This window comes from Dyadobacter jiangsuensis (genome assembly GCF_003014695.1).
Lineage (GTDB): Bacteria > Bacteroidota > Bacteroidia > Cytophagales > Spirosomataceae > Dyadobacter > Dyadobacter jiangsuensis.
Window position 1 is genome coordinate 626,712 of the sequence record NZ_PYAS01000003.1, and the last position, 18,922, is coordinate 645,633.

Genomic DNA, 18,922 nt, shown 5'->3' on the forward strand with positions numbered 1-18,922 from the left:
ATCGGTATTTGCGCTAGCAGTACCTTAGAAAATTTGTGGGGTGGTAACTTCGTTGCTTGCCGCATATACCGGGTTATATTCTACCTATGAAGGCATGAAAGCCCCCGTAGAACATTTTACCAGAGCCGCATCAAAAGAATTTGGATCACGTGGGATTTCTGTCACGGCCGTGGCCCCTGGTCCAATGGATACGCCGTTTTTTATGGACAAGAAAGTCCTGACGCGGTGGCTTACCACAAGTCGGCTGCCGCCTTGGGGGGACTCACCAACATCGAAGACATTACACCACTAATTGAATTTCTTGTAACAGAGGGATGGTGGATCACTGGTCAGACTATTTTTGCCAATGGCGGCTACACGACAAGGTGATCTGCATTTTTAATTCAATAATGCAGTTGTAAATAGGTTTATTCGCCAGATTGAGGGTATTTGATTGCAATCACCTGGCGGATAAAACTCAGGTTTTCGATATAAATAAAATTGCTATTAATAAATATTACTTTTCTGACCCTTTTGATAGCCTATTCTGGGGCCAATCAGTCGACTACAAGAACGGTAGTTAGTGTTATAATTGAACTTCGTCCCATGGAAGATGCGGGATATAAGAAAAAGTAATTGATGAAGTAACGACTGAATGCCAGGCTAGTTTGTTCATTCGGCATGGTCGGAATAAAGCAGGCTAAAGGCGCTGGGCCTATGCAAGAAATATCTGGATCTTTTAAGTAGTTATACCGCCCAGCTCGCAGTGCATTAGAACGCTTCGTCGTTCCTTGTGCAATCAGAATATTAGGTTGATAACCAATTGGTTTGCTTATGACTACGGTCATAATTTAGCAATGTGGTAACGAGCAACTTTGCGTAGTAACAATCAGATGAAGACATGCTGCGCTATCTGTTTTTTGCCCTTTTGATGCTTCATGGAGCTATTCATCTGGCGGGCTTCTTTACCCCGGTCGCCGGCCGGGTGATGGCGATTGACAGAGCCCCTGGAATTTATTGGGCGGCCTGTTCGATCCTGTTCGGACTCAGCGCCTTGCTATTGGCCCTGCATGAAAAGCACTGGGCGTGGGTAGCACTTCTGGCTGCCCTTAGCTCGCAGTTGCTAATCTCATCGGCTTGGGACCAGGCCCGTTTTGGGACGATACTTAATGTGGTGATCGTATTCGCGATACTGGCGCTGCTATTTGTCAAAGAGGCGCCAGTAATGTTTCGGGATTGATCTTCAAGTTTACATCAAACACTTATTCAAAATAGCTGATGGCTTTCTTTACAACAACTCAGACCTTATTGGCATTGTGGCGTCAGGCCCGCACACGATTTTCTGATCAGCTGCCGGCACTGACAGAAGAGGATCTAACAAAAAAGCTGCCAGGCACACAAAATAGTGTGGGTTTTCTGATCAGGCATATCGGCGAAGTTGAAATGCTTTTTGTCAAGAACGTCTTCGGTGAGCATGTTCAGGTAAAAGCCAAAACCCTGATTGCCCAGCACGATACCGGGGAATGGACCGATCTGGCTGAGTTGCTGTCTTTTGTGAGCCAGTCAGCTGTGGCGCTAGAATCGGTGATTTCTAAGCAGACCGACCAGGATTGGCAGCGGGAGATCGTTACCAGGGAATTTGGTCGAAAGACACTGGCTGAATCGCTTGGCAGGATTATATCGCATACCGCCCATCACGGTGGTCAAATGGCTGTGATTCTTAAATATGCCGCTGCGCAGCCATTGGTAGCGCGGGAAATGAAACTCGATACCGAGCCGTGACAAGCACCTCTAACCCTTCAGCACCGGAAATTTAAACCGGTTGATCTCTACGACCACGGTCGAAAAGGTGGTGCCGACTACGTCGGTGTCAACCCGAATCCCGTGCGACGTTTGTTAAGCCCTTGCTTGATCAGCCCGCGGTATTGTCCGAAACCTTGCTGTTCCAATATGAGAGTTACTGATCGTATATAGATGAGCGGTAAGATTTGTTTTCATTTCTTTAATCAAAACACAATCTGGTTATGAATACCTTATACCATTCGCTGATCTACTCGTCCAGCCGGTAGCCTTGACGGCAAACTTCAAATCGGTTTCCCACCATTTTGTCAATCGGTTAAGCCGAAAGCTGAGCGGCCTGAAATTCGCAACAGTCTCGCTATTATCAAAGCCCTGCAAAAGGATCCGAGGGTCCGGCTGTGGTAAGTTAACACTGCATTATATTTTATCGACTATGGACACGGACTACGATGGACTGCTTTTCTGGCCAGGTATATCCCTTGAAGAACTACAACGGCGCTGACGGCCATGGGCACTTCGGCTGGCAGGTAGTCACTGGCCGTGATCAGATCAAATGCGCCGTGCCAAACTATCAACGGGACAATACTGCCGGACTTTTGGAAAAGCCACCCAAGCAAAATTGCGCCGAAGAAAAGGCTGATTACCCATCCGATTATCCCCCAACCCATTTCCTGGTAATTTTTGTTGAATGTAAAGGCGGGTAAGTGCCATAGCATCCATATTGCGGTTAGGATGCCGGCCGCTCGAATGGCAGAGTTTTTCCGGAGTAGCGTCGGGAAGAGCCAGCCCCGCCAACCGGATTCTTCACCCAGACCAAATGTGAGCATCCATATACATAAAACTGCGATGGGTGGCATTCTTGGCAGTTTTTGGGTCTGGCCCAAATGGCACAGGGATGAAATTTCTCCGGTTACGATCCAGGTGGTGATTACTGCGACTGTCAGATAAGCCATCAACATGGCACCTGTCAAGTATACCAGCTCGCGACGAAACCGAAAACAAAAGATGCTGCTCAGCCATGAACTAACTGCCGAGCTGCCTCCCAGGTAGTAGCTTGCTGCAATGCCGCCAGCCAAAGGGCCGAATGAAGCAAAGAAAAACTGGCCTGGAAAATGCCAGGTTTTGAACTTGAATAGTGCCTCAATTGCCAGTGGCGCCCAAAAACTCCATGAAAATGCAAATGTTGTTAGGATATAGACAAGCAGGGCCTGGTGGCCAGCGTTGGCAGGACCGCGTGTTTTGCTGAGGCTGTACTGGCTTGTGTCAGGCATCGTTTCTCAGGTGACATACCAGCAACGGAATATCAGTCGCAAGCGCCAGTTTACGGGCAAGGCCCGGGCCATTCAGCAGCAGTTGCAGTAGATTCTTGTCGCGCCTGCAAAGAATCAGCATATCGGCATGTGCCTGATGGCAGTATGTTTGAAGACCTTCAAGGACACTACCGGCGTCACGGACAATGAAATCTTCGGATGGAATGCCAAAGTACTCCTTCATTTCCTGGATGTATTGGGCGTCGGACTGGATGTTGAGCTGCCTGTCGGAATTGATCTTTAAAAATGTAATGTGTGCTTTCAGCTGCCGGGCGAGCCCGATCGCTTGGGCAAGCACCGGCTTTTCATCAAATTCCAGCTGGGTGGCGTAAACCATATTTTTGAAATCGGCTTCCACAGCCATTGGCGGCACGACCAGCACGGCACAGTCTGCATCTGATGCGATGGCCGCGCTGTTACTTCCCAGTAATTTGTCCAGAAAACCGCCTTGTCCGGTCCTTCCCATCACGATCAAATCAACCTGATTCTTTCGGGCGTGATCAAGAATCGCGGGCTGGGTCCCGCCCGTTTCCCAGATACCTTCCGCATGGACCCCAAGCCGATGGGCGAGCGCTACGGCTTCGTCGAGTTTTTCGCGGTAGGAGTCTTCCAGCTCCCGGTAAATTTCCAGTGAGCCGATATACTCCGGCAACGCAATGTCATTTACATAGGGATGATAGACATAAAGAATCAGCAGGCGCGCTTTTGTTTTGTCAGCGATACGAATGGCAAAAGAGAGCGCTTTTTGGGCGTTCTCTGAAAAATCGATGGGTACGAGGATTTTTTTCATGAGCTCTTCAAGTCAATATGTGGCAGACCGTCGTGGTTCTACGCTTACAAATTTCTGGCTGGCTGCCGGATACATTTATGATTTATATCATAATGCTTTGTGATCGAAATTGGGTAGTGGCGACAACCGGCTTTGGCTATAACCGTCATTTTTGAAACTGACAGACGTCATAATAGCCCGGGCTTTTGCTAATCAACTTTACGGCAGTAATTCACTTGAAAAACAAAGATTTATGCTACCTAAAACGATGAAAGCGGCGGTTGTCCACCAGTTCGGGCAGCCGCTCAGGATTCAGGAGGTTGCCGTGCGCCGCCCTGGCAATAACCAGGTTTTGGTCAAAGTCGTCGCCAGCGGCGTTTGCCATACCGACCTGCACGCCACAGACGGTGACTGGCCGGTAAAACCACAATTGCCGCTCATCCCTGGACATGAAGGTATAGGCTATGTGGCCGCAGTAGGCCCTGAGGTGACCGGCGTTAAAGAAGGCGATATTGTAGGTGTCCCCTGGCTGTACAGTGCATGCGGTTGCTGCGAGTATTGCATTACCGGCTGGGAAACGCTCTGCGATGCTCAACAGAATGGTGGGTACAGCGTTGATGGCAGTTACGCGGAATACGTGCTGGCCGATTCGCGCTATGTGGCGCACCTGCCCGCAGAAACAGATATGATAGGCATGGCGCCAATCTTGTGCGCAGGCGTGACCGTCTACAAGGGCTTGAAGGAAACTGAAACCAGGGCAGGAGAGTGGGTGGCTATTTCCGGTATCGGCGGCCTGGGACACCTGGCCGTGCAATATGCCAAAGCAATGGGTATGCATGTGGCGGCCATAGATGTAAGCGAGGACAAGCTGAATCTGGCAAAGCGCCTTGGGGCAGACCTTGCTGTAAATGCTATCCAAGACGATCCAGGTACTTTTTTGAAGAAAGAAACCGGTGGAATGCACGGCGTGCTGGTTACGGCGGTTTCGCCCGTGGCTTTTCAGCAGGGGATCTCTGCGCTCCGCAAAAAAGGAACGATGGCGTTGACAGGCCTGCCTCCGGGCAGTTTCGATCTGTCCATCTTTCAAACCGTTCTTAACCGTCACACCATCCGAGGCTCTATCGTGGGCACGCGCAAGGATATGCAGGAAGCAGTCGGCTTCGCCATCGAAGGAAAGGTGAAAGCAACCGTTCACACAGCGCGGCTTGAAGACATTAACAGCATATTTGACGATATGAAGGCGGGCCGTATCGAAGGACGGGTTGTAATGAGCATGTAGCGGTATGGTGTCTGCTGATCCAATTTCAAAAATACAGCTTGGAGAGTCGCCCCTTCAAGCGCTGTATCAGGCCTTGGCAACAGATGGGAACGGCCTTGACAGTGAGCAGGCAGGGCTGAGACAGCAGCACATTCGAGCCAGCAAACCTCACACTGAAAGCGGGGCCCGAAAGGTGATGGCTACGTTAGTCAATCAGTTCAGAAGTCCGCTGGTGCTGCTGTTGGTAGTCGCAGTCATCTTGTCGGCCTTTTTAGGCGAGGTCTCCGATACGCTTATTATCGGCTGTATCATCCTGGCGAGCGGGCTTCTGAGCTTCTGGCAGGAGTATAAGGCGGGCAAGGCGGTTGAAAAGCTGCAAAAACTGATCTCGCAAAAAAGCACCGTGATTCGGGGCAACACCGAGCAGGTCGTTGACGCCCAGGATGTGGTTCCGGGTGATTTGATCCTGCTGAAAGCCGGTGATATCATCCCGGCAGATTGCCGGATCATCGAAAGCAATGAACTACATGTAAACGAAAGCAGCCTGACCGGGGAGAGCTTTCCGGCAGAGAAGATGCAGGGGCAAATCAAAGAGCATGCCGCGCTTTCAAATACCTTTAACTGCCTTTGGCAAGGCACCAACGTGATCAGTGGGACCTCTAGGGCACTCGTGGTCCGGACTTGCGCTGATACTGTTTTTGGTAAACTCCGGGAAAGTCTTTCGGAAAGCTCCGAAACTGCCTTTGAGCACGGAATACGCGGTTTTGGTTACTTTCTATTGCAGATCACCACCGTCTTGACGCTGGTGATCCTTTCAGTCAATATTTATTTCGGAAAGCCGTGGATTGATTCTGTACTCTTCTCGCTGGCTTTGGCTGTGGGGATGGCGCCCGAGCTGCTTCCCGCTATCATGACTGTGGCCATGTCCACGGCTGCCGCGCGCATGATGGAGCGCAAGGTGATCGTCAAAAAGCTTTCTTCAATTTTCAATCTGGGGGAAGTAACTGTGCTTTGCACAGATAAAACCGGAACGATCACAGAAGGCAGCGTCCGGGTTTGTGATGCGGTTGACGGGACGGGAATTTCACGGCAGCATCTTCGCCAATATGCTTACCTGAATGCGGTCATGCAGCAGGGCTTTGTCAACCCGATCGACGAGGCGCTGTCAGATCTTACCTTGGATAGCAAGGGTTACCGGCGGCTTAATGAAGTTCCCTATGATTTTATCAGAAAGCGGTTGACTGTTTTGGCGGCCGGTCCCGGCGGCAACCTGATGATCAGCAAAGGGGCGCTTGAAAGTATACTTGAAGTGTGTTCCCGTCTGGAGGTTGATAAAGGGGTTTATGTACCGCTGGACGAAGCGCGCCGCCGGTCACTGCTTTGTCAGTACCAGACCTATTGTGAGCAAGGTTACCGGGTCTTAGGCATCGCTGTCAAACAGACCCGGCTCGATCATATCACAAGGGCCGATGAAAGTGAAATGGCGTTTGCCGGGTATCTGCTGCTGGAAGATCCGTTAAAGTCGTCGAGCCTTTCCTCGATTCAAAAACTGAGGGAACTGGGAGTGGAAGTTAAAATCATAACAGGGGATAACCGTTTTGCAGCCATGCACATAGCCAAAACGCTCGGCATTTCCGGGGACCGGATTATGACCGGTCCCGAGCTTGATATGCTCACCCCAGAGGCTTTCGGGAAGCGCTGTTCCGGTATAGCTGTTTACGCGGAAATCGAACCTCACCAGAAGGTTCGGGTGGTCAAAGCCCTGCGGGAACAGGGAGCGGTAACAGCCTACATAGGAGATGGTATTAACGATGTAGCAGCGATCAATGCGGCAGATGCAGGTATCTCTACCCATAACGCGGTCGATGTGGCCAAACAAGCCGCCGACTTCGTTTTAATGGAAAAAGACCTTTCCGTGCTGGCGGATGGCATCCTGGAAGGCAGAAAGTCCTTCGCTAACTCGATGAAATATATTTTCATTACGACCGGCGCTACTTTCGGGAATATGTTCAGTGTGGCGGGCGCTTCGCTGCTATTACCATTTCTTCCGATGCTGCCCAAACAGATACTGCTTACCAACTTTATTACCGACCTTCCGGCGCTTGCCATCGCCTCCGACCAGGTCGATCCGCAGCAGACAAGACGATCGGGGAAATGGAGCATGAGCCTGATCCGGCGCTTCATGGTGGTCTTTGGGCTTCACAGTTCATTTTTTGACTTTCTGACCTTTTACGTGCTGTATTTTAAACTTCACCTTTCGGGAGCTGCTTTTCGTACTGGCTGGTTTATCGAATCGGTGATCACCGAGCTGCTGATTCTGCTGGTGGTCAGGACACGCCAGCCATTTCTGAGCAGCAGGCCAGCCAAGGCTTTGCTCTGGCTTACCCTCGCCGCGCTGCTTGCTACGATTTTGCTTCCGGTGTCCCCGCTGGCAAGCGAACTGGGTTTTACCGAAATCTCTCAGAGAGAATCGGTATGGATCGCAGGGATTCTTGTGTTGTATGTGGTTACCGCCGATATGCTGAAAGTGCGGTTCTTTCAAGGCGGCACAAGGGCTGGTCAACGCTGAGCAATGTCATTTTCTGACGTGCCTGGTGTCATCCCGGCGCAAAACGCCGAGGACTAATTTAGGGCTGGCGTATAACCCAACGGGGCAGCTTAGTTAAACCTTTAATACCAATCCTATGAAACGAATACTTGTTCCCTGTGATTTTTCGGCAGCAGCGAAACACGCCTTTCAGTTTGCAGTTGAAATGGCGGCTGCCTGTAACGGTCATGTTTTTGTACTGAAAGTAATGAAGGTCCCCCAGGTTTTCGCAAACGGGATGCCCGGGCAGCCTTATATGACGATTGACCCGATTTCGATGATCGACGAGTGGATCGCGTATAGCGAGAAAGAGTTTGAAAAAATGAAAAATAAAACCGGTCGCCCCTCGGGCTCGGCAGAGTTGCTGCTGGAAACCGGATACGTTAACGATGTCATCTGCGATGTAATCACAAGGGAGAAGATCGATCTGGTGATCATGGGTACGGATGGTGCGTCTGGCTTCAAAGAGTTCTTCATCGGTTCGCATACCGAAAAGATCGTGCGGGCGTCGCCGGTGCCGGTGATGGCCGTTCACGGCCCGTTTCATCTGGATTGGGTCAAAAATATCGTTTTTCCGACCAGCATGGAGCTCGACCAGAAACCGCTCGTTGAGCAAATCAAGGCGCTGCAGTCATTATTCGGAGCGGTGGTGCATTTGCTGTATGTGAACGGTTTTCCATTTACGATGGAATCCAACGAAGAGGCTGAACGCAAATTGGAAGACTATGCCCTGTTTTATGGATTAAAGGATTACACCATCCATGTAAGCAGGGGCCTCAATATTCAGGAAGGTATCCTTAAATACGCCCGCCGTATCCCCAATTCAATCATTGCCATGGGTACGCACGGTCACAAGGGCTTGGCACATATTACCGAAGGGAGCGTGGCCGAAGATGTGGTCAACCATCTGGCAGAACCTGTCTGGACCTATGTAATGCAATAAGCTAGTATTAACCATTAGCCTGATCTATTATGACAACTTGTATTCCCGATCTTGCTATCGCTGAGCAGATCAGCAGCATTCTCCACCGCGATGTGCGCATCGATGAGCATGACATTCAGGTGAGCGTTCACGACGGCTGGGTATTCCTGGACGGGCATGTCGACTTTGAAACAGATCGCGAGCTGGTTCAGTCCCGGATTGAAAACGTAGCCGGCGTTTGCCGGATCACGAATAATCTGACCTATCCCCGCCAGGTAAGTCGTTGATTTATGAAAAATTCCGCTGCTGCATTCCGAATTCTGGTTCCCTGCGACTATTCGCAGGCGTGCAGGCAAGCACTGGAAGCTTGTGCCACATTTGATTGGCGGATGCCTTTCGAAGTATTCATTCTCGCCGTAGAAGATCCCATGCAGGCTGCCATTCATGGCCCGGAAGCGGAGCGTCTGCCGGGAGAATGGTGCGGGGCCTTTCCTTCAAAAGTTAAAATACATCCTTTACGTGAAAAAGGCCGGTTTGTAGATGTTGTTCTGGCGGCGGTCGCAACACATTGCATCGACCTGATTATTGTCGGTACCAGAGGTGCCAGGGGGTGGGAGGGAGTCTTTATGGGATCGCATGCCGAGCGAATCATTCGTGTTTCCTCGGTTCCTGTTCTTGCCATTCCACAGCGCCCGCACCTTACCGGACTTCGCGACATTGTCGTTCCTGTCGATATTGATCGCGATCCCGCAGAACTTCGTGACTGTATACAGAGAATCCCCGGTTTTCCTAACGGGCAGTTTCATCTTTTGCATGTGGAGACTAATCCCGCCGTAAGCGAGCAGTTTGCCATCCAGCTGCTTGAAGATTATAGCCGGCAACTAAGGCTCAAGCATTGCACGAGCTCGTTGATATTTGACGAATCGGTTGCCGGGGGTATCCTCCGGTTTGCTACCCAGACCGGCGCAGATCTGATTGCAATGGGCACATTGACTAGCGCCGATCCAGCGCATTTGTTCCGCCCCAGCGTTGCGGCCGATATCGTCAATCATGCCAAAATACCAGTCTATACCTTCCAGCTTACCTGCCGGCAGGTATTGGTATCACTTTAAACCTTACTACTATGACCTATCAGGCAGAACAAGAAAGGGTTACATTCGTTCTCCCCTTATATTTTCTCAAAGCGGAAGTCACGTTTACCGGGCAGTCGACTGAGGACGGGCTTACCGTTCCCCTTACGCCCGGCAACGGGCCGCGGGTTAGCATTTCAACGCGCCAATTTGCAAAGGGCTTCTGGCTCGCGCGGTTAAGCTGGTCGGTCGGGCGCGACCGGTTTTGCAGCGAAGGCTGGTTTGAGATCGCATAACGACAAATGTATCAATAAAGAAGGGCTGTTATCCAGCTCTTTTTCGGTTTATTGTATTTTTATGGATGCGCGATAAAAACAGGCAGGTTCAGGTTGCGGATCAGCGGATCGGCAGTGCTCGGTGTGAGCATATTTGAAAACGTGCTACGGCCGTAAGAGCCCATGACCACCAGCGTCTTTTTCTTATTCATTAAAAACGCGAAAAGCTCCGAATTGGGCCGTCCGTAAAGTTTTTTGAAATGCGCATTGGAATAGTGTGTGCTGACAAGCCGGGCGAGCTTGCCCTCATCAGGGTCCTCCCGTTCGCTCTCATCCACCACGCGAACAATCGTTAGCCGGCAATCTTCCAGCTCGGGCAAAAGATAGGAAAACTGCTTGATGGCATGCGCGGCGGCCGCATTGCCATCGTAAGCAAAAACAATCTCCTCAACGCCTTCGAATACATCGGGCGCTATCATGACGGGGCATTCGACAGCGCAAAGTACATCTTTGAGAAACGAGCTGGGTCTTTTCTCATCCCAGGGCTCTAATGCCAGATCGCTGCCGATAATCATCAGATCCGCGTATCGGCTTTCGGCCAGAATCTGTTCAAGCGGTTCGTGCGGGTTCTTATGCACGCTTACGTGTACACCCTGCCGTTCACAGATCGAGCGGAAAGTGCTTTCGTTTTCGCGGAGCAGTGCCTGCTTTTCTGTAAAATCGGGTAGGTCACTGATGGTAATTGTTTTTGCAAAAGGCGTCCCTAATGCGACTTTCATTTCAGGAAGCTGTTGGTAGGGGGCATTTTGCATAAAGATTCCGATGAGCCTTGACCGGGTAAGCGAGGCCAGATAGCAGGCGAACTGCACGTGATGGGTATTAAGGTGACCGGCATCGATCACTAAACGAATGTTTTTCATCGTGAAAGGCTATTAAATGGATTGTAGAATACGGGTTTTCACCGTACCGGTTGCCGCCAGGTTGGCATGCAGCCGGAATGCTTCTTCCAGCAGGTGAGGGGTATGGCCACCGCGTCGGCAGGCACGCAGGAAATAATCGGATAGGTCGTCATAGTAATCGGGATGGACACAATGTCTGAGAATGGCCTCTGCTTTTTGCCTTGGGTCCAGTCCTCTCAGATCGGCAAGGCCTTGTTCGGTAACGATCACATCCACATCGTGCTCGGAGTGGTCGACGTGGGTAACCATAGGTACTATACGCGATATGTTACCTCCCCTGGTCACCGACTCGGTCACAAAAATGCTCAGGTAGCTGTTCTGGGCAAAATCGGCAGAGCCGCCGATACCGTTGACGATGTGGCTACCGGAAATATGCGAAGAATTGACATTGCCATAGATATCGCATTCCAGGGCGGTGTTGATGGCGATAATGCCCAGCCGCTGTATCACCTCGGCCGCATTGGTAATGTCTTGCGGCCGGAGCAAAATCTTGCGCCGGTAGCGGTCGAAATCGGCGAATACTCGCTGGTAGCAAGCTTCGGACATCGTCATCGAGCTTCCGGATGCAAAATCCATCTTCCCGCCTTCAATCAGTTTGAATGTACTGTCCTGCAATACTTCCGAGTACATGCTCAGATGCTCAAAGTTACCGTCCGCGAGCCCGCCCAGCACGGCATCTGCAATTTTCCCGATGCCCGCCTGCAAAGGCCTCAGCGAGCGCGTCAGACGCCCGGCAGCTATTTCCTGCTTAAAGAAATGAAGCAAATGGCCTGCAATGGCCTCGGCGGCGGCGTTATCAGCCGCGGTTTCGGCAGGGCTGTCCTTCTGGTTGGTAAAAACGATGGCGGCAATTCTGGACGGATCGCAGGCAATCACCGGCTGGCCTATGCGCTGCCATACCTCGGTAATCGGAAGTATAGCCCGGCCGGTGGGATCTTCGGGCAGAAATACGTCGTGGATGCCACGGATCCCGACAGGTACCGCCTCGTTGATCTCGATGATTACCTGACGGGCCTGCTGGACAAAGATTGCCGAATTGCCCAGCGAAGTGGTAGGCACAACACCGCCGTCGGCTTCGATCGCTGCGGCCTCGATGATGGCGATGTCAATCGGGGGCAGAAAACCGTTGCGGATATGTGCCGCTGTTTCACTCAGATTTTCGTCGATATACGAAATCTTACCCTCGTTGATGATCGTCCGTATCACAGGATCGGACTGGAATGGCAGTCGCCTGGCGACTGCGCCGGCCGTAGCCAAGGCGCCGTCGGTCCCTTGCCCCAGTGAAGCCCCGGTCATCAGTGTAATGCGGGTGTGGTCACGTGCAGCCTTTTCTGCTAGAGCGGCCAGTACCGCTTTGCTATCGCCTGAGCGCGTAAACCCGCTGGCGCCTATGACCATTCCATCACCGATGAGCGAGGCGCCTGGCGGGCCGACATAATTTTGCTGGCCAGCGACGCGTGTTTAATTCTGGATGTGTTGAACATGGTGTTTGTTTTTTGATTTGACCGATTTCGTATCTATTGGGTGACTGGACCGGCCACTGTCGGTTCTCAATAAGCGCAGTATAGCCCAGGCGAGCAGCAAAGGCATTGGAAAGGCTGCGTACAGTCCCAAAGGAGCAATAGCAACCAAAAAGACAATTCCCGCCCAGCAGCCCGCTTGGAATAACTCTCCCCTGGCAGTCATGGCCAGCGCAATCAACAGCTGGCATATGGCTATGGTCAGAACCATCGGCGTGATAATGGGAATGAAAGCTCCGAGTATAAACCGCTTGTAGATCGGCATGGCGCTACCGGCAAAATCCTGGTAGTTCCATGGTGCGTCCAGTGCGGTGTAGGCATTAAAACCCGCAGCGAACAAGAAAATTAGCATCAGGATGAGGCGGGCCAGCGCCGGGCGGCTTTTGCTTGCCCAGATTAAGAAGATGGCCAGCGCGTTGCAGCTAAGGTAAAAGCCCCAGGAGACCATGTCAAAGAATTTGATTGAATCCATAATGATGGCTGTTTAGGTGGTTATACTCATTTAACTGCCTCAAAGTAAGCGCTATGTTGCAGCAAAAAGCTTGACTGGCCTTACCACGGAATATGATCTGCGTCAGGTTTTTGTATTGCCCATGAGCAGTTTATAGATTTCAAACCACAGAACAGAGGCCATACCGCATCCGATACTGAAAAGGACTTTTCCCGTATCAGGCATTGAAAGCCGGAACAGTTCCGAAACAGCCGGGATCAGAAATATCAGAGCGGTGAACAAGATGGTAAAAGCAAGCGTATAAAATATCAGCTTGTTATCTGCTTTGAGCGATTCGCCAAGGCTGCCCTGGTAGGAGCGGTTTGTTATCGTCAAGGCAATATTGGCCGAGATCAGCCCGATGAAAATCATGGCGCGGGTGGTGCCCTCGGGCTGATGGGCCTTTATCGCGATTTGGTAAATCAGTATCAGTGCGGTGGCGATCGCAACTCCCTGCAAGATGCTGAATGCCAGCTCGTTCAACCCGAAAATCCTGCTTGTGGCCGGGCGGGGCTTTTCCTTCAAAAGTCCCGTGCGGGCCGGCTCATTCTCATAGACGATCGAGCAGGTAGGCCCCATAATCAGTTCAAAAAATATGATGTGTACCGGATCAAAGATGACGGGGTAGGTCCAGCTGAGCGCCAGAGGTAGAAATACAAGCAGGATCAGTGGCGTGTGTATGGCAACGATATACCGGATAGCATTCCGAAGGTTGACGTAAATGCGCCTGCCGCTTTCGATGGCGGTGACCATTCCGCCCAGATCGTCGTTGAGCAGGATCAGGGCAGAGGCCTGCCGGGCGATCTCGGTGCCTTTTCGTCCCATGGCAATCCCGATGTCTGCCGCTTTCAAGGCCGGGCCGTCATTGACGCCGTCACCGGTCATCGCAACGATCTCACCTCGGGCTTTCAAAGCCCGGATCACGCGTAATTTAGCCTCGGGGAACATCCTTGCGAAAACGGTGATCGTATCGACTTCTTTCAGTAGAGCATTATCATCGAGGGCCATCATCTGCTCACCTGTTACGATGCGGTCGGTGCCGCGCAAACCGATTTGCCTGGCAATATAGGCGGTTGTTACCGGGTTATCACCGGTCAGGATTTTGACCTTCACGCCAGCATGATAGAATGATTCGAGGACCTGTTTCATCCCGGCTTTGGGAGGGTCGTAAAATGCCACCAGGCCAAGGGTTTGAAAGGGCAGGCTTTGCTGGTTGTCGGGAAAATCCGTGCCCTGGAAGTCTGACTTTCCTACGGCCAGTACCCGAAATCCTTTGGATGTAAAGGTGTCAATGGCATTAAGCAAACTGGCGTGGTCTTCGGCAGAGAGCGGACTCGCATTCATCAAAGCTTCCGGCGCGCCCTTGACGGCGATGATACGCTGGCTTTCCTTTCCTTGCCAGATATGGGTCATCATGGGCGGTTTGCCTTCCAGCGGGTAGCCCAGCAGCATCGTCAGCCCGTCGTATGCAGGCAGCCCGGTAGGGGAGGTCTTTTCAAAGACGCGTTGAAGTTCCGCTTCCATGGGATCAAACGGGCTTATTTCACTGGCCAGCACCGCATGGTAGAGCAGCTGAGTGGCACTCGCAGAAAGGGATGAAAAGTCTGTAATAAATTTCCGCCCGTTGAGCACGAACATTCCGCAAAGTGACATTTTGTTTTCGGTAAGTGTCCCGGTTTTGTCCGTACAGATCACCGTCGCGCTGCCGAGGGCTTCCACGGTTTGCATTTGCTTGACTATAATGCCCTGTTTCATCAGCCGGTAAGCGCCCAGCGCCATGAAGGTGGTGAAAGCAACCGGGATCTCTTCGGGCAGAATGCTCATAGCCAGTGTCAATGCACCCAAAAGGCTTTCAGGAAGGTCACCCGAGCGCGCAAACCGGATGGCCCAGATAGCTACGAATATAACTGCCCCGATGATGGCCATGTCCCTGACAAGACGCCGGATCTGGGCTTGCAGAACTGATTTTGCTGCCGGAATGGAAGCAATGCTGCTACCGATGTGGGCAAGTCGGGTAGCACCGCCAACCGCTGTAATGCGGCAGATAGCCTGGCCCGAGGTGATTTGCGTGCCCGCAAATAGCGGGTCGGGAGAGCTACCCGCGAGTTTGTAGACAGGCATGGACTCGCCGGTCAGGATCGATTCATTGACCGAGAAATCGTCAGCTGACAATACGCTTGCATCTGCCGGCACGAGCGTTCCCTCTTCCAGCGCAACGATGTCGCCCACCACCAATGCCTCACTTTTAAGCAATGTCCAGGCCTGGCCGCGAAGAACGCGGTATGCCGGGCTGGTGAAGTTTTCCAGACTGACCAATGCCCGGCGTGTCCGGCTCTCTTGGATGATTGAGATCGTTGCCACTAGCCCGATCGCCACCAGCATGATGACGGCTTCCCGAATCGAGCCCATCGAAAAATAGATTATCACCGCGGCCACCAGCAGCATTAGCATCGGTTCAACTAATGCCGCTTTCAGGATAAACCATAGTCCGGACGATTTTGGCTTTTTGAGCATGTTCTGCCCATGCTGTTTGCGGGAGGCTTCTACCTGGTCATGGGTAAGACCACTGTATTTTAGGGAATCTTTCATAGGCCATTACATTAAGTGGTAAAGGTTGCTGAAATTGAGGTCTATTTAACTGACTATAATCAGTTTGGCGGGAGTTGCGCGTCATCCCTAAGCGACCGCGGGGCATTTATTTTTGAGATGTAAATTCAGTTTTAACCTTAAACACCTACGGTTATGTCAACTACTTCTTTGGTAAAACCCACAGGTTTTTTGCCTTTTGCGTTTGATGATTTTTTTAGTCCATGGACCGATCGCACCAGCCTTGAACGGTTCTTCGGTCGGCAGTCGGTGCCGGCGGCCAACATCACAGAGAACAATCAAGGGTTTACGATCAAGGTAGCAGCGCCTGGCTTGACAAAAGATGACTTCAAGATTGATTTGCGCGATGAGTACATTGTGATCAGCAGTGAGAAGAAGTCCAACAGTGAAGAGGAAGAGAATGGCTACAAGCGAAAAGAGTTTAGCTATAACAGCTTTTCAAGAAGCTTTCAACTACCTGACCAAATTGATAAGGATAAGATCGAAGCCAGCTACCAGGACGGTATTTTGGCAATCAGCTTGCCTAAGAAAGCAGTTGCGGAAAATAATGCCACTGCACGGCAAGTATCAATCAAGTAAGCTTCCAGCTAAAAGTAAGTGCCGCCGTGATTACCGGCGGCACTTTTCGTTTTAGTTTAGGCTGGTTATGCATTGGATTTTGGATTCAGACATGCTCGGAAAGTTTGCAAGTCCAGACAGCCTCATGGGTGTGATTGATTACATTTTCCGCCACGCTTCCCAGCACCAAGTGGGTCAGGCCCGTGTAGCCGTGGGTGGCCATAGCGATCATCGAGCCTGGCATGCGGGCAGCGAATTTGAGCACACCCTTTTCTTCGGTGGAAGCATGGGTAACATGAACGCTATATTCGGAAAGGTTATAGTATAGGGCCAGATCGCCAAGCAAGCCAGTCAGGGTTTTATCAGTGTCTTTGACATCAGGTGTCTTCACATAAAGCAAGTGAAGGTGCGCGCCAAAAAATGATTGCAGTGCCCGGATCTGCCATATAAAGCGGTGCTGGTTTAGATCGATAGTCGTAGGGAAAACGATATTGCGGATCTGGCTGATTCTTTGCCCCCTATGGATGGAAATAACGGGTACCGGCGCAGTTCTGACAACTTTTTCGGTATTCGAACCCATCATTACCTCAGCGATCCCGTTGGTTCCGTTTGTCCCCATCACCACCAGATCAGCTTCCGTTTCGTGTATGGTCTTAATCACTATTTGATGCAGTAGTCCCTGCTCGACTCGGAAGCCTGGTTCCATACTTGTTTTCAGCTCACCTCTGACCCGGGCGAAATGCTCAGTAGCCTCGCGGCTTAACTCGGAGAGTATCGAGGCTGCGCCGACCGGATACCCGTTTGGGTCCAGACTTTCCAGAAAAACCGGTGTCATATTTACCACATGCAGCGCGGTTACCTGGCCATGCGCAGCTTCGGCCAGCTCGATAGCGAACCTCAGCGCGGACATGGAAAGTGCAGAGAAGTCAAAAGGGACAAGGATCTTTTTCATATGCAGCTCGCTTAGGATAAGATGGTTATTTGAACCTATTGCAAGTTATTGAATGGCAATGGGTTGAAAGATGATCAGAAGCGCCCGGGGAACTGACATTGCTCATGTCTGCTAGGTTGTGTCTCCTCTAATTTTAGATCCATACCAACTTTTAAACGAATTATGCGGACAGCGCTTGCAATATGGGGGATGATGCTCATAGGGTGCAGCCCCGAGATTAGGGTCTACCACCAGGTCGACAAGAGCAATCCCGTTAATCAATACAAGACTTTCCAGTGGGCAAAGGAGGATAGCCTCGTCTGGAAAACGGATCCATTGTATTTCAATCAGTTAAATGATGGTAGAATCAGGCAGGCGGTCAATGATCTGTTGATCGCGAAGGGCTACCTTCCTGGTCGGGATACTGCCGATCTGACACTACGCTATGATATCCGCGTCGAAGAGCAGTCCATACTGCTGCCGGATCCGTATGGGTATATGTACGGGGACTATTGGATGATGCCGCGCGATAACTTGTTTCGGTACCGGGAAGCGACATTGATTATCGATGTCTGGCATTCACACAGCAGAAAGCTGATATGGCGGGGCTGGGCGGTTGCAGCCATCGAAGTTGTATTTGATGAAGGGAAAAAGCCAGAAGTCGTTATCCGGTCGGTCGTAGCAAAAATTTTCGATGCGTTCCCATCGCATGCCGACCCGGGCGACTCGGTGGCGAGAAAAGATCGCATTGAAAACTAAGAAAGGCCGGCACACCGGCCTTTCTTGGTCTTATTTTGTTCAGAATGCAAATTCTTCTTCCTCTACAATCAGATTGTTGACTACCTGATTGACGCCTTTAGCCGACCAGGCTGCCTCCTCGGCATCATCTCTTTCGGCCCACGATCTGACCCGGCCTTCCAGGGTTACACGGTTGCCGGTGATGCAAATTCTGATCTTCGAAGAGTCAATTGATGCATGACGCTGAAAGGCCGCGCCTATTTTCTCAGTGACGTCCGAGTAGACAGGGTGGGGCCTGACAGTGATTTCATTCACAACGAGCCGGATACCTTCTATGTTTTCGATCGCAGTTTTTGCCATATTTCTTTCATAACCCCAGTCGACCTGGCCGGACAGGGTTACAAACCCGTGCTCAACGGTGACCTTCAATTTTTCGTCGGCCACTGCCGTGTGCCACCGCAGGGCGTTCAGGACCTGGTCAGCGATTTGCTGATCGCTCTTCTGCTTGTTAGTCGGTAGGTGCACTTCCAGGTTTTCAATGACTGCTTTGACGGCACTGACCTTGCGTGCACCCTTTTCCGCGGCCAGCTTTTTCGGGTAAGAATCAATGGTGCCCGACAAAGTCACAATCCCGTCTTTAACTGACACTCCAATTTCAGCGGCGGCCAATGCGGGCTCCCAACGAAGTTGCTCGATGACATCTTTTTGAATCTCAAAATCGGTCTTCATGATTTCTTGATGTTAAGTTGATCACATTATTTCAGTTTTGTGGAAAAACTGCTGCTTCGAAATTAACCTGTCTTGATTGGAGCAATAATGATCAGCGTCAATATTGGATGTGATTGTTGGTGTATCCGGCCCCGTCGAGCGCGCCGGTGGCCTAATGCCGGAAATAGTGGGACCTTATTCATCGGATTTGTTTTTCAAAAACATTAGCAGTGAGTATGTATGCTTCCCCGGTTTTAGGACGGTGTAGGATTAGACTCGAAAAGAAACATACATTTGAGTTGTTGGGCTGCTTGGTGAATACAGATCAATGGTAATGTCTCCTGTCCTTGCATAATTATTGTAATTAAAGTAGTGTTGGACTGGTTGAAGAAGCTGCAAGCTTGTATAGATTTCCTGCGACAACTGAGGTTTTCGCGAGAA

Annotated in this window: 19 protein-coding genes; 11 read left to right on the forward strand and 8 right to left on the reverse strand. The window is 51.1% G+C overall.

The features are described 5' to 3' along the window. Positions 1–94 precede the first annotated feature (94 nt). The 3 genes from CLV60_RS34615 to CLV60_RS08425 all read left to right on the forward strand — a co-directional run bounded on the left by CLV60_RS34615 (position 95) and on the right by CLV60_RS08425 (position 1,761). Positions 95–292 carry an SDR family oxidoreductase gene (locus CLV60_RS34615; protein ID WP_229210873.1) on the forward strand — a complete coding sequence of 66 codons (198 nt, stop codon included), beginning with the start codon at positions 95–97 and terminating at the stop codon, positions 290–292. A gap of 588 nt (positions 293–880) precedes the next feature. Continuing rightward, positions 881–1,219 carry a hypothetical protein gene (locus tag CLV60_RS08420; RefSeq protein ID WP_106594908.1) on the forward strand — a complete coding sequence of 113 codons (339 nt, stop codon included), beginning with the start codon at positions 881–883 and terminating at the stop codon, positions 1,217–1,219. A 38-nt stretch (positions 1,220–1,257) separates the two neighbouring features. After that, entirely contained in the window at positions 1,258–1,761 is a 504-nt protein-coding gene (locus CLV60_RS08425) for a DinB family protein (protein ID WP_106594909.1), read from the forward strand. Between the two features lie 449 nt (positions 1,762–2,210). Here CLV60_RS08425 and CLV60_RS08435 read toward each other — a convergent pair whose 3' ends face one another. Next, positions 2,211–3,050: a CPBP family intramembrane glutamic endopeptidase gene (locus tag CLV60_RS08435; protein WP_106594910.1), complete on the reverse strand. Its 840-nt coding sequence runs from the start codon at positions 3,048–3,050 to the stop codon at positions 2,211–2,213. After that, positions 3,043–3,879 carry a universal stress protein gene (locus tag CLV60_RS08440; protein WP_106594911.1) on the reverse strand — a complete coding sequence of 279 codons (837 nt, stop codon included), beginning with the start codon at positions 3,877–3,879 and terminating at the stop codon, positions 3,043–3,045. Before CLV60_RS08440 ends, CLV60_RS08435 begins: the two co-directional genes overlap by 8 nt. A gap of 232 nt (positions 3,880–4,111) precedes the next feature. Here CLV60_RS08440 and adhP point away from each other — a divergent pair, with 232 nt between their 5' ends. The 6 genes from adhP to CLV60_RS08470 all read left to right on the forward strand — a co-directional run bounded on the left by adhP (position 4,112) and on the right by CLV60_RS08470 (position 9,991). Continuing rightward, complete coding sequence (adhP, locus tag CLV60_RS08445; protein WP_106594912.1) at positions 4,112–5,137, forward strand: alcohol dehydrogenase AdhP; 1,026 nt, start codon at positions 4,112–4,114, stop codon at positions 5,135–5,137. A 4-nt stretch (positions 5,138–5,141) separates the two neighbouring features. Beyond that, entirely contained in the window at positions 5,142–7,685 is a 2,544-nt protein-coding gene (gene mgtA, locus CLV60_RS08450) for a magnesium-translocating P-type ATPase (RefSeq protein WP_106594913.1), read from the forward strand. Positions 7,686–7,800: 115 nt separating this feature from the next. After that, entirely contained in the window at positions 7,801–8,646 is an 846-nt protein-coding gene (locus CLV60_RS08455) for a universal stress protein (protein ID WP_106594914.1), read from the forward strand. 29 nt (positions 8,647–8,675) lie between these two features. Then, entirely contained in the window at positions 8,676–8,912 is a 237-nt protein-coding gene (locus tag CLV60_RS08460) for a BON domain-containing protein (protein ID WP_106594915.1), read from the forward strand. A 3-nt stretch (positions 8,913–8,915) separates the two neighbouring features. Further along, complete coding sequence (locus CLV60_RS08465) at positions 8,916–9,737, forward strand: universal stress protein (protein WP_106594916.1); 822 nt, start codon at positions 8,916–8,918, stop codon at positions 9,735–9,737. Positions 9,738–9,748: 11 nt separating this feature from the next. Further along, positions 9,749–9,991, forward strand: a complete 243-nt coding sequence (locus CLV60_RS08470) for a hypothetical protein (protein WP_106594917.1) — start codon at positions 9,749–9,751, stop codon at positions 9,989–9,991. Between the two features lie 59 nt (positions 9,992–10,050). Here the strand turns inward: CLV60_RS08470 and CLV60_RS08475 are convergent, their stop codons facing one another. The 4 genes from CLV60_RS08475 to CLV60_RS08490 all read right to left on the reverse strand — a co-directional run bounded on the left by CLV60_RS08475 (position 10,051) and on the right by CLV60_RS08490 (position 15,528). Further along, entirely contained in the window at positions 10,051–10,890 is an 840-nt protein-coding gene (locus CLV60_RS08475) for a universal stress protein (protein ID WP_106594918.1), read from the reverse strand. Positions 10,891–10,902: 12 nt separating this feature from the next. Further along, positions 10,903–12,327 carry a succinyl-CoA:acetate CoA-transferase ScpC gene (gene scpC / locus CLV60_RS08480; protein ID WP_229210874.1) on the reverse strand — a complete coding sequence of 475 codons (1,425 nt, stop codon included), beginning with the start codon at positions 12,325–12,327 and terminating at the stop codon, positions 10,903–10,905. A 63-nt stretch (positions 12,328–12,390) separates the two neighbouring features. Further along, positions 12,391–12,921 (reverse strand): hypothetical protein, encoded by a 531-nt coding sequence (locus tag CLV60_RS08485; protein ID WP_106594919.1) that lies wholly within the window; start codon positions 12,919–12,921, stop codon positions 12,391–12,393. A gap of 102 nt (positions 12,922–13,023) precedes the next feature. Beyond that, positions 13,024–15,528: a cation-translocating P-type ATPase gene (locus CLV60_RS08490; protein ID WP_106594920.1), complete on the reverse strand. Its 2,505-nt coding sequence runs from the start codon at positions 15,526–15,528 to the stop codon at positions 13,024–13,026. Positions 15,529–15,681: 153 nt separating this feature from the next. Between CLV60_RS08490 and CLV60_RS08495 the strand changes: the two genes are divergently transcribed. Then, on the forward strand, positions 15,682–16,125 hold the full coding sequence (locus tag CLV60_RS08495; RefSeq protein WP_106594921.1) for an Hsp20/alpha crystallin family protein: 444 nt from the start codon (positions 15,682–15,684) through the stop codon (positions 16,123–16,125). Positions 16,126–16,210: 85 nt separating this feature from the next. Here CLV60_RS08495 and CLV60_RS08500 read toward each other — a convergent pair whose 3' ends face one another. After that, on the reverse strand, positions 16,211–17,056 hold the full coding sequence (locus CLV60_RS08500; protein WP_106594922.1) for a universal stress protein: 846 nt from the start codon (positions 17,054–17,056) through the stop codon (positions 16,211–16,213). 162 nt (positions 17,057–17,218) lie between these two features. Here CLV60_RS08500 and CLV60_RS08505 point away from each other — a divergent pair, with 162 nt between their 5' ends. Continuing rightward, positions 17,219–17,794, forward strand: a complete 576-nt coding sequence (locus CLV60_RS08505) for a DUF4136 domain-containing protein (protein WP_106594923.1) — start codon at positions 17,219–17,221, stop codon at positions 17,792–17,794. A 39-nt stretch (positions 17,795–17,833) separates the two neighbouring features. On the opposite strand, the gene CLV60_RS08510 is transcribed toward CLV60_RS08505, so the two are convergent. Then, positions 17,834–18,502, reverse strand: a complete 669-nt coding sequence (locus CLV60_RS08510) for a BON domain-containing protein (RefSeq protein WP_106594924.1) — start codon at positions 18,500–18,502, stop codon at positions 17,834–17,836. Between the last annotated feature and the right edge of the window lie 420 nt (positions 18,503–18,922).